This window comes from Motilimonas eburnea (assembly GCF_021295345.1).
In the GTDB taxonomy this organism is placed as follows: domain Bacteria; phylum Pseudomonadota; class Gammaproteobacteria; order Enterobacterales; family CBDFNC01; genus Motilimonas; species Motilimonas eburnea.
The window spans coordinates 97,708-113,023 of sequence record NZ_JAIMJB010000006.1; the positions used below are offsets into that span (position 1 = coordinate 97,708).

Sequence of the window (15,316 nt, forward strand, 5' to 3'; positions counted from 1 at the left end):
TGACTTTATCCTTTTTAGACGACCTAACCCTTTGTCAACCAAATCTCAGCACACTTGCTCTTCGAGTGCAGGATTGGGTTTATTGTAGAAATTAAGGCAGAATAAAGAATAATAATTGCAAGGGCAAGTCACCCATAAGCTCGTAAACAAAGGAAATCTAATGCGCTTTTCATTACCCCAACAAACCAAATCTTCATTACCTCTGTTACTCGAGCAACTCAACGAACATATCAACGTTCACAAGAAGGTATCAGTTAGCTTACTCAAGCAAACCTTAGACACTTGTTTCTCATCAGGTTTCACCTTGGATGAAGTCGAAAAAGCGCTGCAATGTGAAGTCAACGCACTAGAACAAGCCGAAATACAAGGTGTCCAACAACTTATTAAGCTAATCCAGCAAAGGCAACTATAATCAATCAGTCTGGCTTTAACATTGCTCCCTTTACTTGCTGAAGCTCACATAGCGAATTGTTGTAACTAGGTTTTCGAAATACCCCATGCTATATTCTGGCAATTAAATGTGTTGAACATTAAAACCTATTGTTTATAAAGATATTTTAAATCTTCAATAGCTTTGTATAAGGAAGTTAAACCATGTTGTTGCACGATTTAGGCAAATACCGCGGTATTGTAGCTGCAATTACCCTATTTCTTGTTTTAGATACCTGTGTGTTAGCGCTGAACTATTTCGTGTCTAAAGAAATTCAACAAGAAACTGAAAGTGTAAATTTAGCCGGTCGACAAGGTATGTTGACGCAAAAACTGCTCAAATCTCTGTACGAATTACAAGATGACCTAGCGGTTAACCTCGATGTCACCGAAAACTTCCAAGAGTTCGCTGATACCTTTGGCCTATTTGACGTGACATTAGTTGCGTTGAAAGAAGGCGGCATGGTTCCTGTCACGGACATCAATGATACCGAAATGATAGAGGTAAAACCGGTTAACTCCGAAGCCGCGATGCAATCGGTAGATGCGGGTTTACAACTGTGGCAACAATATCGCGAGATTTTAGGGCCAATTATCAGTAATGGCAGCAAGCAAGTTTCACTGCTCGATATCCATGAGTCTATTGCTACGGTTAAAGAAACCAACGCCACCCTACTTAAATTCATGAATGACCTAACACGTTACATGGAGCAGCAGGCAAACGAAAAAACCCAAATGCTGCAATACGTAGAAGCAGCTGCTGTACTGGCAGCGATTCTTAACTTCTTCGTTATCATGTTCATTTTCGTTGGCCGTTTGAAAAAGAACGATGAAGAGTTAGAACTGGCTCAAAAGGAAAACTCTGAGATTTTAAGTACGGTAAAAGAAGGTCTATTCCTTCTTGACCAAGAGCTTATCATCGGATCGCAATACTCGCGCGAGCTGGTCAACATCTTTGGTCGTGAAGATTTGGACGGCAAAAAACTGGCGGTACTACTAAAAGACATGGTATCAGACAGTGAGTTGCAACTTTCTGAAGATTACATCGGCTTATTGTTTAAAGAGCACGTAAACGAAAACCTCATTCAAAGCTTAAACCCGCTAAAACAAATTGAAGTTAACCTGTTAAGTAGTAGTGGTTTATTTGAAACCAAATACCTCTCCTTCCAGTTTAACCGTGTAAGGGTTAACAAATTAGTATCTCATGTACTGGTAACCGTAATGGACCGTACCATTGAGGTAGAGCTTGAGCGTGAGCTTGAAGAGGCGAAGACCAAGGCCAAAGGTGAAGTTGATAGCCTAGTCAGCATACTGAGTATTGAAAAGAGCGCCTTTATTGACTTCCTAGACAAGGCCAGTGATGGCATCAACTTGATCAATGAAGAGTTGAAGTCATCGAACCAAGATCACCAAGCTTACATGGCCAAAGTGGTTCAATTCCAACGCATCATTCACTCAATTAAGGGTGATGCTGCGGCACTTGAAGTCTCTCCTGTTGAGAAGAAAACCCATGAAATGGAAGACGTGCTCACTGAGATTAAAAACAGTGATGAAATCTCGGGTAATAGCTTCTTGCCTTTCACCGTAAAACTGGATGAGCTGTTCTCTCAAATTGGTAGCTTACGCTTGCTCAGTGAGCAAATCGCCAATATCAATGATCAACATTCAGATATCCAGCCAGCAGCCACGCCTAACATGCAGTCTTTCTCAGAAATCAACACCTTGGTTAAGCGTGTTGCTGAGGATGAGAATAAGATGGTGAATCTCGTGACCCAAGGTCTAGACAGCCATCATGTTCCACCTGCCTATATCCGCAAAGTGCGTGAAGTGGCTGTTCAGCTTGTTCGTAATGCCGTGGTTCACGGTATCGAAGAGCCAAATAAGCGTGTTGAACTGGGTAAATCGCCTCAAGGTACCGTTAAAGCTCTCTTCCAGCAAAAAGAAGATGGTAACTATTCATTAATCATCGTGGACGATGGTGCGGGCTTATCTGTTAATAGAATTAAGCGCCATGCCTTGAAAAACGATTTGGTATCCGAGCAAGATATTGAGAAAATGTCTAACGCGGAAATCTTAAACCTCATCTTCCAACCTGGCTTCTCTACGGCATCAGACGTGTCTATGCACGCAGGTCGCGGTGTTGGTTTAGATGTTATCAAGCAGTCTGTGGTTGAGGCTGGTGGTAAGATGAAGTTAAGCTACAAACAAAATAAAGGCTGTCGTTTTGAAATCATTTTGCCGGGTAAAATTACTACGACAACCAAAACTTATAATGAAACAGAACAAAATATTGGGGTAGAACAGGTCTAGCATGAAGTTGTTAATAGTTGATGATTCAAATATTATCCGTCGAAAAATCCGACGCAGTAATAAAGTTGGTGATCTGGAAGTTGTTGGCAGTGCATGTAACGGACTAGAAGCGGTTGAGCTAGTAAAGCAAACACAGCCTGATCTTATCACTATGGATTTAACCATGCCTGAAATGGATGGCATTGAAAGTATTGAGAAAATACTTGAAGTTAAACCTGACACTCGAATTTTGGTGGTGTCAGCATTAGCAGACAAAGCAACCGCTATTCGCGCTCTTACTATTGGCGCACGAGGTTTCATTTGTAAACCGTTTACGGAAGACGAGCTCAACGATGCTTTTGAGCAATTGCTAGAGGATATTTAAAAAGAATGAAAGAAGAACAATTACAAGTATTTATAGAAGGGACGAAATACTTCTTTAGCACCTTTGCTGGACAGCAAGTTGATGTTGGCGTGCCTTACCTCGTTTCAAGTGATACTAAAGTTGCGTTTGATTACACAGGTATCATAGGTATTGCGGGCGCGCGTAAAGGCTGTGTTTATTTCTCAGCACCTGGTCGCTTACTGGCTAAGCTACTGCAAGCGCTAGGTGAAGAAGATCTCGAAGATGACAACCTTTGTGATGTGGTTGGTGAAGTGGCGAACACGGTTTCAGGTAACGCACGGCGTGATCTTGGCCCAGAGTTTGTGATTTCGGTCCCCGTCATCGTGAAAGGGCAATTGGAAGATATCAAACTACCGCGAGAGATACGTTCATTCGTGATCCCCATTACTTGGGGTCAAGATAAAGCGGCGCTTGTTATCTGCTTAGAATAACCAAATGAGGCAGTACAGAGCTTACTGTACTGCTTACTGTTTCATAGTCACCAAAGAGTGAACAAACATGTTTGGCATTGATTTTAAGGTTCTCCCCCATCTCGATAGCACCGTCTATCAACCCCTATGTAATCAGTTTAAGCAAATAAGCTGTCAGGCCAGTGTAGGACATTATCGTCCGACTGGCGCTCTCGCTCGCTATGACTGGTTACTGCCTTGTGGCGTCACGATGGAACTCACCCAGCCGTTTTTTGAAACGCAAGTTGATCCCGCACGCGAATCATTTATTGCACCATTAAAACAGTTGATTGAAACCGAACTGTACCAAAAAATGATCCATGCCAAAGATCCCTTTCAACTGCGTAATAAAGACGGCTCGGTAAAAGTCACCATTTTCTCTATGCATGCCTGTCTCAACTACACGATGACGGGGAGTCATGATGAAATGAACTTGCGCTTGATGTTTCCGGTCAACTGCACGGCTGACTATTTTAGAGACGCCATTTTTTCATTTATGCAGATGTTAGAAGATGTCCATCTGGCTAACTCAACCGACATGTTTTTAAACATGCTACGGGCAGCTGATGGCCAAGGCTTCGGCACACGTGTACTTTGGTATAATGCAGAAACGGGTCGCACAGAGTTCATTGATGTAGAGCGCAGCCAAAAATCAAATACGGTGGTAAAAAAGCGCATAGCTTAGCTGAGCTCCCTTAGCCACAGGGATACCATCTCAATTAACAGCCAGTCACGCCATTGCATCATGGCGTGATAGCTCTCCATTTAAAAATCAATACTCGCTATATTTTGCTTTAATACTTCAGCGGATTGACGTAATTTCTTCAGCTCATCCTTACTTAAATTAAGCTCAACAACTTGTTCAACCCCTTTAATACCGATTTTTGTCGGGACACTGATGCACACATCGCTAATGCCATACTCACCATTTAAGCGAACACTGATAGGTTGAATGGACGCTCTATCAGCCAGTAATATTGAGACTAACTTTGCAATCACCACCCCGATAGCCCAATTGGTGTAGCCCTTTCCCTCGATTATTTTATAGGCTGCATGTTTAACTTGATGAGATAAGTCTTCCATTTGATCTTGCTGATAGGCAATGCCCAACACTTCATTACCGGCAACAGGAATGCCGCCAATATTGATGGTACTCCAAGCCGCAAACTCAGAGTCACCATGCTCGCCTAAGATGTAACCGTGAATGGAGGCAGGATCGACATTATAGTGCTCTCCTAATAAGGATCTTAAACGACTGGTATCTAATACAGTGCCCGTCCCCATCACCTTAGTATGAGGACGCTGAGTCAGCTGCTGAAATAAGTAAGTGGTAATGTCCACGGGATTTGAAGCTATCACCACTAATGCATTTGGGGCATATAAATCGACTTGTGCTGTGATATCTTTGAAGATAGCGGCATTTTTATTGAGCAAATCTAAGCGCGTTTCGCCTGGCTTTTGTGAAGCCCCCGCCGTGATCACAACAACATCACAGTTTGACAAGTCAGCGTAATCACCCGCTTTCACTTTCACGCGGCCGGTGATGCCTTGGCCATGCATCAGGTCGAGCGCTTCCCCCTCTGCGCGGGCTTTGTCCAGATCGACCAAAACTATCTCACTGCAGATCTGCTGTAAGTAGATGGCATACGCGCCCGCCATACCAACGTAGCCCGCTCCAACGATTCCCACTGATTTCGACTTCATCTGCACTCCTATCATTGATGATATTATTTGATTAGCTGCGCTGTATATCCTGCAGCCACTAGGGCTTCATATGCGGCCTCTGCTTGTGCAGAGACGGGCATAGGGATTTGATACCCCAACTCAGGATAGCGTTTCATGCGCTGCATATCACCCACTAAGGTGTTAATTAATAAATCTTTATCTATGATATCGTTAGGGTAATCAGCATAACTCAGCCTAGGGCCTGTCACCATAACAGAGATCGAGGGGAAATGTTGCTTAAAGGTGGCATAGGCGCGTTTAGTCGCAAAATCTTTATGCACCAAAATTACCTTTTCAACCTCAATTTGCTGCTGTGCCAGTAGCTCCATCGAGAACTTCACGTTTTCTCCTGTATTGGTGGCCTTAGGCTCAAGCAATATTTGCGCCTGGGGTACTCCCTTTAAACGCGCTTGCTCAGCAAATAATTGCGCTTCGGTCGCAGTAAAAACGCCTTGCGTGTTGCGGCCACAATTACCAGAAAAAACAATGTAAGGAGCCAGTCCCGAGCGCATCAAGGCTGCGCCGCAATCTGCACTACGTATATCCACAGAGCCAAGCACAATAATGCAACTGGCCGGCTTTAAGGGTGAATACATCGCCATTTCTTGCCATAAGCAATTCGCATAAATATCAATCTGTTGCTCTGAAATCATAGTTTTAAGCTCTTAACAAACGATAACTGGGTGGCCGTGCTGTGGATGAGCGATGACTTGTGCATCAAGACGAAACACGTCATGCAATAAAGCCGGTGTCAGTACCTCGCTCGGTGCACCTTGTGCCACCAACCTCCCTTGGTCTAACACCAAGATCCGATCAACATAGCGCGCGGCCAGGTTTAAATCATGAAGAATAACAAAACAACCCACACGACTGTCACGAAGCTGTTGCAACTGCTGCAATAATTGGTGCTGATGAAATAAATCCAATGCTGCCGTTGGCTCATCGAGTAAGAGATAACGCTCACCATTCGTTGGCGGCTCCCAGATTTGCACCACGACCCGAGCCAGCTGCACCCTTTGCTTTTCGCCACCCGATAAACAGGTATAAATCGCATTTGCCTTGTGGTCGATATCAAACATGGCCATCACTTGATTAACCACGGCCTCATTTTCAGTCTGGTTACAACACTTATTCATGCGACCAATACTGACGACTTCATGGGCTGTAAATGGGAAGTTTAAATGTGAGGACTGAGGCAAAACGGCCATCTTTTCGGCCAATGACAAATGAGACCATGATTGACGAGGCACGCCATCCAGTATGACCTCACCTTGATCCGAGTACTCACCACAAATTAAATTAAACAGGCTACTTTTGCCAGCCCCGTTGGGCCCCACTAAAGCAACGATTTCATTGCTATTTAAGGTAAAGTTAATCTTTTCAAGTATCACTTTGCCTTCACGGCTAAAATGGCCGTCAATAACGTCGAGCATACTAAACCATATGATTGCGCTGCTGTAACAGCAAGTAGATAAAAAATGGCGCGCCAATCATGCCCATAACCACCCCGACGGGCAGCTCAATCGGCATTAATGCGGTACGCGCGATCAGATCCGCCACCAACAATAAGCACGCGCCCAATAAGGCTGACAGAGGCAGTACATTGCGGTGATCGGGGCCAACAAGCAAACGTACCAAGTGCGGTACCACCAAGCCAACAAAGCCAATCAACCCCACGCAAGCAACACTCACGCCGACGGCCAGCGCGGTTAACGCAATCAGTCGGTATTTCAATCTTTGTACATTAACACCTAAGTACCTGGCTTCCGACTCCCCCAGTAATAAGGCATTTAGCGGGGCCGCGGTTGCACGAATACTCGCTAATAGCAGCCCCCCCACCAAGGCTGAAAGGGCCACCATGATCCAATTTGCCCCGACTAAACTGCCTAACTGCCAAGCCAAAATATTGCGTAATACGGTATCGTCGGCAAAGTAATACAGGATTGCAATACCTGAACTTGACAGGGCTGTAATCGCTATGCCGGCAAGCAGCATCACGCTCACGGATGTGCCCAAACGCGTTGTCGCAATGCGCAAGACCAATAAGGTCACCGCCGTGCCGCCTAAAAAAGCTGCGCCAGCGATATATAACTCCTGTCCTAGGGTCGGTAATGTGGTGAATAAAAGGTGGCTGGTATAAATAGCTATTGCCGCTCCCAGTGCCGCTCCACTCGATACCCCAACGATCGCCGGATCGGCCAACGCATTACGAAACAAGCCTTGCATCATGGCGCCACAAATAGCCAAATTTGCGCCGATGAAAAGACATAATAAAGTTCGAGGCAAGCGCAAGCTTTCCATCACAACCGTATGTGTCGCGCTGACACCTTCAATAAATGGAAAAATGAGCGCCAATAATGTTTGTAGGCTTTGCCAAGGTCCAAAGGCCAGTGGACCTATCATCAAGGAAGCCAATGCGGTGATCATGAGCAGCGCTACAAAAAACCAATAACAACGTGAGACACGACGACTTTTCACGCAAACCCTAGTGCTTAGATAAAAGATGAGACTATTATACCACTATCAAGTGATGGGATCGTTTAATTGCAACGGAGAAGTCTGTATGACACAACCACTCAAAATCGCCTTAGTTGGTCTTGGCGACATAGCGCAAAAAGCTTGGTTACCCATTGTTTGTCAGCATCAGGACATTATTCCAGTATTTTGCACCCGTAATACACAAGTACTTGATAAACTTGCAGCGCAATACCGAATAAGTGAAACCTATCATCATTTTGCCGACTTAGTGCAAAGTAAACCCGATGCCATCATGATCCACAGTGCCACAGCCAGCCATTTTGAGTTAGCGAAAGCCAGTATTCAGGCCGGTATTGCCACCTTAGTCGACAAACCTATCAGTGACAATTTACAAATGGTTGCTGAGCTAGTCAACCTAGCCCATACCCATAACACGATCCTCTACACCGGCTTTAACCGCCGATTTGCGCCTCTGCTATCCCCCCTTAAGCAAGCTGAGTTACGTCACCTACGATGGCAAAAAAATCGTCACGACCTCCCCGGAGACATCCGCCGTTTTATCTATGATGACTTTATTCATGTGGTAGACAGTTTGCTTTATTATGCACACTTTCCTGCCATCGAGGTTGAGCAGCTCGATATCCAGTATCAAATGAAACAACAGCAACTAGCTAGCGTACACTTGCGGATCAATACCCAAGATATTCTGTTAGAAGGCTACATGAACCGTTTAGCCGGTAGCACATTTGAGCGTATTGAAGCGTTTGCAGAAAATGAGCACTGGCAAATAGACGATTTACGCACAGGTCATCATTGTCGTGACGGGGCAACCACTGCAATCGGATTTTCTGACTGGCAAAGTACCCTGCACAAGCGTGGCTTTGAACCTTTGTTGGAAGATTGGTTGGCTTTAATTAAAGCGAAAAGCCAACCGACCAAGGATCTTGACAGGCTACTCACCAGCCATCATATTTGTGAGTACATAGTGAATTTTATCCAAGCAAAGACAAGCAATTAGAAAAATCACTGCTATATTTCAATAGAAATATATAAGTTTTTTATATTTTGCTTTAGATTAGAGCGAGCGAAATAATCCGTGTTAAGCGCCGATGGGTGGGAATATGTCAATTAGCAAACGATTAATTAACAATGACTCCGAGTTAGAAATTATCATCAAAGGGCGTTTTGATTATTCGTTGCACCGTGAGTTTCGCGCCTGCTACCAAGACCAAAGCCCAAGTTTAATCTACAACCTTAACCTCAGTGACGCTCAGTACATGGATAGCTCTGCCCTTGGCATGATGCTGTTGCTTAAGGAGCACACGGAAAAGTCCGATCATGGGCAAGTGAAAATTTCACACCCCTCAGACACCGTACTGAAGATTCTAAAAATAGCCCACATAGATAAGCTGATTGATATTGAGTATTAGGCAAAAACAGCTTGGTCTCTGCCCTTTATCTTAGCCTGATATAGGGCTTTATCGGCCATTTCAATCAAATCATTGGTCGATAAAGTATTATCCGGAAACAACGTCGCAACACCAACACTGATGGTCACCGCTTCACTGATCTGACTTGCGCTATGAGGTATGGCGAGCTCCCTTACCCCAGCAAGCACATTGTTCACCACGTGTGTTAACTCTTGATCGGAAACATGCGGCAACAAAATAGCAAACTCTTCACCGCCATAACGCGCCACCACCTCACCCGAGCGACGGGCATGTTTTACTAAACTCATGGCCACTTGCTGTAATGCTTTATCACCCTCAATATGGCCATAACAATCATTAAACTCTTTAAATTTGTCCACATCTATCATCAATAATGATAAACGCTTGTGATGCCTTAGCGCGCGATCCCACTCTGAATTAAGAGAAGAATCAAAAAAGCGACGATTACTCACCCCCGTCAATCCATCCATCATAGATAAGCGCTCTAATTGGGCGTTTGCCGATTCTAACGCGCGATTAGCATTTTCAAGGGCGTGGTTAGCCGAGGCCAACTCAGCGGTCCGCTCTAAAACCCGCTGCTCTAGTTGCTTATTAAACTCAAGCAGTCGCTCATCTTGGCGTTTACGAAAAATGAGTTGAGATAAATTCGCCGCATAGAGCTTTAGCACCTCTTTATGATGCAGCTCTAATGGCCGGTGGTTAATCAAGTTATCTACCGCGATCCAGCCTAATGCTTGCTCTCCATCCCATAAAGCAACCATGGCATTCCAGCCTCTTCCGACTTCTTTTTTATCATGTTGCAGTGCGGTATCTTCGATCACGATAACATAGTCTTTACGCCGTAACGTTTCTTGTACCACAGGGTGATCGGGTATCACACTGCTGTAATAGCTTTCATCAACCACTTCCCCTTTTTCGTTGGTGCCAAAGGTACCAAACATGCGATTACTTTCCTGATCGATGATAAAAATCGCCATGCGATCTATTTGTAAGTGGCGTAAGGCTAACGAGACCGAGCGATAAAACAGCTCATTGAGGGTTTTGCTACGGCTAAGTTCAATGGTGACGCGGTGTAATTCAGTCAAAAGCGACAAAAAGTGCTCGGACTGGATCACTTTATCATGCAATGCTTTCGCATTATCAGCGCTCTGAGCCAGGGCTAGCTGGGCTTGCTCGGTTAAAAAGCGTTTTTCAAATTCGATCCCGATAGTCTGAGCAAACATCTTAATAATATTTTGCTCATCAATCGCTTGAACATCAATATCGGTGCTGGTTTCAAGAAACAATACTGCAATAACAACTTGTTCATGAAAAATAGGCACGGCAACTTGCAAGCTTTCATGGATATCGAGGTACTGAGTTTGCCAGATATCGTCTTCAGCTTGGAAATTGATTTGATAATCAAGGGATTTAGAATATGCCGCTGACTTGATAAAGGTGGCGGGTAAGTCATGGTGCTTAGCCAGAGCCGACTCGCCAGCAAAAAGCTGCACACCATGACCGGCGCGCTTTATCGCCGACACTTGAAAACCTTGATGAACTAAAATCACCGCACTCATTCTGGCTTGAGTATGAAGTTCGAGCTCTTGCAGGGTTTGTTGGTAAACCTCTGCCATGTCTCCTGAATCAGCAACTTGTTTTGATAATAAGTTATAAAATCCGTTCTCAGTGTCCATATTTTCCAAGCCAGTTTTAGCCAAACCACGTTAAGTGAGATGTGAGGCCGAGTCACCTTGCTGTCCGCACCATCCTGGAGCGAAAGTGCAAAATTTCGGTGGGTAAGATTAAAGATAAGTCATAAAATAAAAAAAAACCGTTAGCTACCGCTTAAATAGCTAAGGTCATGAACTAAATCTAACTGCTATGAACAGAAATTAGACTTACTGCAAGTTTTGTCGTCAAACGCCGTGGTCCTATACCCCATCAATCTGTTGATGCTGCTTGTCGCGACGCTATCGGATATACTAGGGGATATTTTTTCAGAAGTAGCCAACATGACTCAGATTAGCTCTAGCCCGACTCCTGCAAGCCAAGTTCTTGAGCGTAACTTAGCGCTTTTTGCCGATAAGAAGGTACTTGTTGCCGGCGCAATAGAAGATACTTACCCTATCGAATTGGCCAACACATGTGACTCGGTGACGGTATTCACCACTTTCTATCCTACTTTTAATGCGCTAAAACACAGCGAACGCATTGATTGCCATTTCGCGGCAAGCTATCAAGGGAAGGCCGATGAAGCCGCTCATTTTGATGCCATTATTCTCTATGTTCCTAAGGCCAAAGCCGAAGTTGAATATCTGCTGGCTAATCTCATGCCCCATCTCAAATTAAACGGCTTGTTGTACCTAGTCGGAGAAAACCGGGGGGGGATCAAGTCCATTAATAAACAGTTAACGCCATATGCCAACCAAACGACGAAACTCGACAGTGCTCGACGCTGCAGTTTATTGGCCCTAGAAAAGCACCAAGTCTGTGATGAGTTTCAACTGGACGATTGGTTAAGCCGTTATTCAATTGAGGTCAAGGGTCAGCACCTTGAGGTGATCAGCCTGCCTGGCGTTTTTAGTGCAAAGGAACTGGATTTAGGCACTCAAGTGTTGCTCGAGAATATTGCTCCCCTAAAAGGCAATGCATTAGATATCGGCTGTGGCGCAGGCGTCATTGGAGCTTACCTATTAAAGTCTAACCCAGACCTCAACTTGGATATGATAGATGTTAACGCTCTCGCCGTGGAATCTACCAAACGCACATTAGCCGCAAATGGTCTAACGGCGAATGTGTTTGCCAGTGACGTCTACAGCGACGTGAACCAGAGATACAACACCTTGGTTTCCAATCCCCCTTTCCATGCCGGTCTGAACACCCATTATGGAGCAGCAGAGCAAATCATTAACCAAGCTCGCCAACACCTTAAAATTCGTGGTCGCTTGATCATTGTCGCCAATAAATTTTTACGTTATGAACCCTTGTTCGAGCAAAGCTTTAGTCATTGCGAGTCCTTGTTCGCAACATCAAAATTTAAGCTACTGAGCAATTACCCTGACTAACCAAATTGTGCCAATCTTAAACACGCAACGTACAGCCTTGCCTTAGCATCAGGCAAGGTTGGCTTGTGTGGCTGCACCAGCTCACATTAATACAGCTTGCCTATTACTAAACTCCTCAAAAAAATCAAATCTGTACTAGGATTAATCACTTATCTGACCGCAAATCGTGGTTTTACTGTAGCCAGCTCTCATCGTTTACCTTTTGTTTGCATTTAGTATTCACAACATCAGCAAAAAAAGATAAAACTAGGCTCAAGTAATAAAAGTGTCAGAATTCATTTAAGTGTCATGTTATTTCACTTAAATAGACTCACTAACCCTAGATTAGGGCAATGACGTAAATTTGATAATGGAGAAAATATGGCTGGTATCCTTGCGATGATCCTTGCCGGTGGTGAAGGCCGTCGCTTACACCCCTTAACTGAAAACCGTTCCAAACCAGCAGTTCCTTTTGGAGGAAGCTATCGGCTACTTGATTTTGCGTTAAACAACTTTGCCAATGCAGACATTTTAAAAATCTATGTATTGACTCAATTTAAATCGCAATCACTTAATATTCACCTCAATCAGGCTTGGCACCTCTCGGGGATCACAGACCGTTTTATAGACCCTGTGCCTGCACAACAGCGGGTTGGCAAGCGCTGGTACGATGGAACGGCTGATGCCATCTATCAGAACGAAAAATTCATTGAAATCAATGAGCCTGAGCATGTGTGTATTTTTGGCAGTGACCATATCTATAAAATGGACATTCGTCAGATGGCGGATTATCACAAGCAGAAAAATGCAGATTTAACGGTAGCGGCCATCAAGGTTAGCAAGGATCAAGCGTATCACTTTGGTATTATTGAAGTTGACGCTGAAGGCAGAATGATCGGCTTCCAAGAAAAGCCGAGCGTGGAAGAAGCTAAAACCATCCCCGGTGATGACCAACATGTATTAGCCTCCATGGGTAACTATATTTTTGAAACCCATACCTTGTTACGTGAACTAAGACGTGATGCCGAATTAGAAGAGTCAGATCACGACTTTGGGAAAGACATCATTCCACACCTGTTCCCACAAGGTAAAGTGTTTGTCTACAACTTTAATGATAATAAAATCCCTGGCGAGCCAGAGGGCGTTTACTGGCGTGATGTCGGTACCCTAGATGCGTATTGGGAAGCGCATATGGACTTGCTCAAAGACGAAGCCCCTTTCTCGCTATACAATCGAAAGTGGCCACTGCACACCTTTCACCCCCCGCTACCCCCTGCGACCTTTAAAGATTACGACGGCTTTAAAACTAAGGTAAGTCGCTCACTATTGTCAGCGGGATGCTTTATTTTGGGCTCAGTGATCGAAAGCAGTGTATTGGGTTTTCATACCCATGTTCGTAGCGGCTCAAAAATTACGAACTCAGTGATTTTAGGTAGCGTAAAAATTGGTGAAGGCTGTCGTATCAACCGAGCCATCATTGACAAAGAAGTTGAAATCGCGCCGGGCACCATCATAGGTGAAGATATCGAGCAAGATAGAGCCCGCTTTCAGGTTTCCGATAATGGCATCGTTGTCATTGCAAAAAATTCAAAGATAGGTTTTGACTAAGCCATCTGCTTATAGCGACAAACGCTATACGCACTTAAACACGCCCACAGGGCAACAACATGCAGCACAAGACAATAACAAAAGCTGCTTACAGAGACATTTTTAGGGCCAAGCTGAGGGAAACTCCCTCATTGAAATGAATTAACATAAAGGATGTATTAATGGCACGAATTCTATCCATGGTGCTGGCAGGAGGTGAAGGAACTCGTCTTTACCCCCTGACTCAATCTCGCTCAAAGCCCTCGGTACCCTTTGGTGGTAGCTATCGATTAATTGACTTCGCATTAAATAATTTCGTCAACTCTGACTTTATGCGCATTTATGTGTTGACGCAATTTAAGTCTCAATCACTGTATATTCACTTGCGCAAAGCCTGGCGTGTTACCGGTATCTCAGGGCGCTTTATTGACGCCATCCCAGCACAAATGCGCATGGGTAAACGTTGGTATGATGGCACCGCTGATGCCATCTATCAGAACTCACGCTTCATTGAATTGGATGAGCCCGACCACGTATGTATTTTCGGCAGTGACCACATCTACAAAATGGATGTGCGTCAGATGGTCGACTTTCATGAAAAAAACGAGGCAGAGTTAACGGTTGCAGCGATCCAAGTGCCTGTTAGCGAAGCACATCATTTTGGCATCATTGAAATAGATGAAGACGGTCGCATGATAGGTTTTCAAGAAAAACCTAAATCTAACCCGAAAACGATTCCCGGTGATCCAGACCATGTTTTAGCTTCAATGGGTAATTATGTATTTGAAGCCAATACCTTAGTTAACGAACTAAAAATTGACGCCGAAGACGAAAGCTCAAGTCACGATTTTGGTAAGGACATCATTCCTAAGATGTACCCCAGAGGTAAAGTGTTTGTTTACAACTTTAATGACAACAAAATTGCGGGTGAACAAGAAGGTTCGTACTGGCGTGATGTGGGTACCATTAGTGCTTATTGGCAAGCCCATATGGATTTGTTAGAAGAAGAGCCGCCCTTTTCTCTTTACAACCGAAAATGGCCGCTGCATACCTACTACCCGCCATTACCACCGGCCACCTTCACCGACTCAGATACCCATGAATCAGAAATAAGCCAATCATTGGTTTCAGATGGCTGTTATGTACTTGGCTCTCGAATCAATAAGTGCGTATTAGGTTTTCGTTGCCATATTCGCGCAGGCTCTCAGATCAGTGGCACCATCATGCTGGGCAACACTAAGGTAGGTGAAAACTGTACCATACGTAATGCCATTATTGATAAAGGCGTTGAAATTGCGCCGGGTACCGTGATTGGCGAAGACATCGAGTTAGATCGCCGCCGTTTTACCGTATCAGAAGAGGGCATAGTGGTGATCCCAAAAGGAGCCAAAGTCGGCTTTTAAAATGTCTAACTAAAGCGGCTCAAGAGCCGCTTTTTCAATTACAATAAAAAGAAAAATTGTATCCACAAGGAAC

Annotated in this window: 15 protein-coding genes; 10 read left to right on the forward strand and 5 right to left on the reverse strand. The window is 44.4% G+C overall.

Features of this window, described 5'->3' with window-relative positions; genetic code table 11:
* Window positions 1-160 precede the first annotated feature (160 nt).
* From K6Y21_RS07575 to K6Y21_RS07595, 5 genes are all read left to right on the forward strand, one after another.
* Window positions 161-412: a hypothetical protein gene (locus K6Y21_RS07575; RefSeq protein WP_233071185.1), complete on the forward strand. Its 252-nt coding sequence runs from the start codon at window positions 161-163 to the stop codon at window positions 410-412.
* A gap of 182 nt (window positions 413-594) precedes the next feature.
* Window positions 595-2,739, forward strand: coding sequence for an ATP-binding protein (locus K6Y21_RS07580; protein WP_233071186.1), 2,145 nt, complete (start codon window positions 595-597; stop codon window positions 2,737-2,739).
* A 1-nt stretch (window position 2,740) separates the two neighbouring features.
* Window positions 2,741-3,103, forward strand: a complete 363-nt coding sequence (locus tag K6Y21_RS07585) for a response regulator (RefSeq protein ID WP_233071187.1) — start codon at window positions 2,741-2,743, stop codon at window positions 3,101-3,103.
* Between the two features lie 5 nt (window positions 3,104-3,108).
* Complete coding sequence (locus K6Y21_RS07590; RefSeq protein WP_233071188.1) at window positions 3,109-3,555, forward strand: chemotaxis protein CheX; 447 nt, start codon at window positions 3,109-3,111, stop codon at window positions 3,553-3,555.
* A gap of 67 nt (window positions 3,556-3,622) precedes the next feature.
* Window positions 3,623-4,258: a hypothetical protein gene (locus K6Y21_RS07595; RefSeq protein WP_233071189.1), complete on the forward strand. Its 636-nt coding sequence runs from the start codon at window positions 3,623-3,625 to the stop codon at window positions 4,256-4,258.
* A gap of 80 nt (window positions 4,259-4,338) precedes the next feature.
* Here the strand turns inward: K6Y21_RS07595 and K6Y21_RS07600 are convergent, their stop codons facing one another.
* From K6Y21_RS07600 to K6Y21_RS07615, 4 genes are read right to left on the reverse strand one after another with little or no spacing between them, the layout of a single operon-like run.
* Complete coding sequence (locus tag K6Y21_RS07600) at window positions 4,339-5,277, reverse strand: L-lactate dehydrogenase (RefSeq protein ID WP_233071190.1); 939 nt, start codon at window positions 5,275-5,277, stop codon at window positions 4,339-4,341.
* A 23-nt stretch (window positions 5,278-5,300) separates the two neighbouring features.
* Window positions 5,301-5,951 carry a YdcF family protein gene (locus K6Y21_RS07605; RefSeq protein WP_233071191.1) on the reverse strand — a complete coding sequence of 217 codons (651 nt, stop codon included), beginning with the start codon at window positions 5,949-5,951 and terminating at the stop codon, window positions 5,301-5,303.
* 12 nt (window positions 5,952-5,963) lie between these two features.
* Window positions 5,964-6,731 (reverse strand): heme ABC transporter ATP-binding protein, encoded by a 768-nt coding sequence (locus K6Y21_RS07610; protein ID WP_233071192.1) that lies wholly within the window; start codon window positions 6,729-6,731, stop codon window positions 5,964-5,966.
* A gap of 1 nt (window position 6,732) precedes the next feature.
* Window positions 6,733-7,725, reverse strand: a complete 993-nt coding sequence (locus K6Y21_RS07615; protein ID WP_233071355.1) for a FecCD family ABC transporter permease — start codon at window positions 7,723-7,725, stop codon at window positions 6,733-6,735.
* A 136-nt stretch (window positions 7,726-7,861) separates the two neighbouring features.
* On the opposite strand from K6Y21_RS07615, the gene K6Y21_RS07620 reads away from it, so the two are divergent.
* Both K6Y21_RS07620 and K6Y21_RS07625 read left to right on the forward strand, forming a co-directional pair.
* Complete coding sequence (locus K6Y21_RS07620; protein WP_233071193.1) at window positions 7,862-8,794, forward strand: Gfo/Idh/MocA family protein; 933 nt, start codon at window positions 7,862-7,864, stop codon at window positions 8,792-8,794.
* Between the two features lie 103 nt (window positions 8,795-8,897).
* Complete coding sequence (locus K6Y21_RS07625; RefSeq protein WP_233071194.1) at window positions 8,898-9,206, forward strand: STAS domain-containing protein; 309 nt, start codon at window positions 8,898-8,900, stop codon at window positions 9,204-9,206.
* Here K6Y21_RS07625 and K6Y21_RS07630 read toward each other — a convergent pair.
* Window positions 9,203-10,903, reverse strand: coding sequence for a diguanylate cyclase domain-containing protein (locus K6Y21_RS07630; RefSeq protein WP_233071195.1), 1,701 nt, complete (start codon window positions 10,901-10,903; stop codon window positions 9,203-9,205). The genes K6Y21_RS07625 and K6Y21_RS07630 overlap by 4 nt on opposite strands.
* 318 nt (window positions 10,904-11,221) lie before the next feature.
* Here K6Y21_RS07630 and rsmC point away from each other — a divergent pair, with 318 nt between their 5' ends.
* From rsmC to glgC (K6Y21_RS07645), 3 genes are all read left to right on the forward strand, one after another.
* On the forward strand, window positions 11,222-12,274 hold the full coding sequence (gene rsmC, locus K6Y21_RS07635) for a 16S rRNA (guanine(1207)-N(2))-methyltransferase RsmC (RefSeq protein ID WP_233071197.1): 1,053 nt from the start codon (window positions 11,222-11,224) through the stop codon (window positions 12,272-12,274).
* Window positions 12,275-12,634: 360 nt separating this feature from the next.
* Window positions 12,635-13,861, forward strand: a complete 1,227-nt coding sequence (gene glgC, locus K6Y21_RS07640; RefSeq protein ID WP_233071199.1) for a glucose-1-phosphate adenylyltransferase — start codon at window positions 12,635-12,637, stop codon at window positions 13,859-13,861.
* A gap of 161 nt (window positions 13,862-14,022) precedes the next feature.
* Window positions 14,023-15,243, forward strand: a complete 1,221-nt coding sequence (glgC, locus tag K6Y21_RS07645; RefSeq protein WP_233071202.1) for a glucose-1-phosphate adenylyltransferase — start codon at window positions 14,023-14,025, stop codon at window positions 15,241-15,243.
* Window positions 15,244-15,316: the final 73 nt, after the last annotated feature.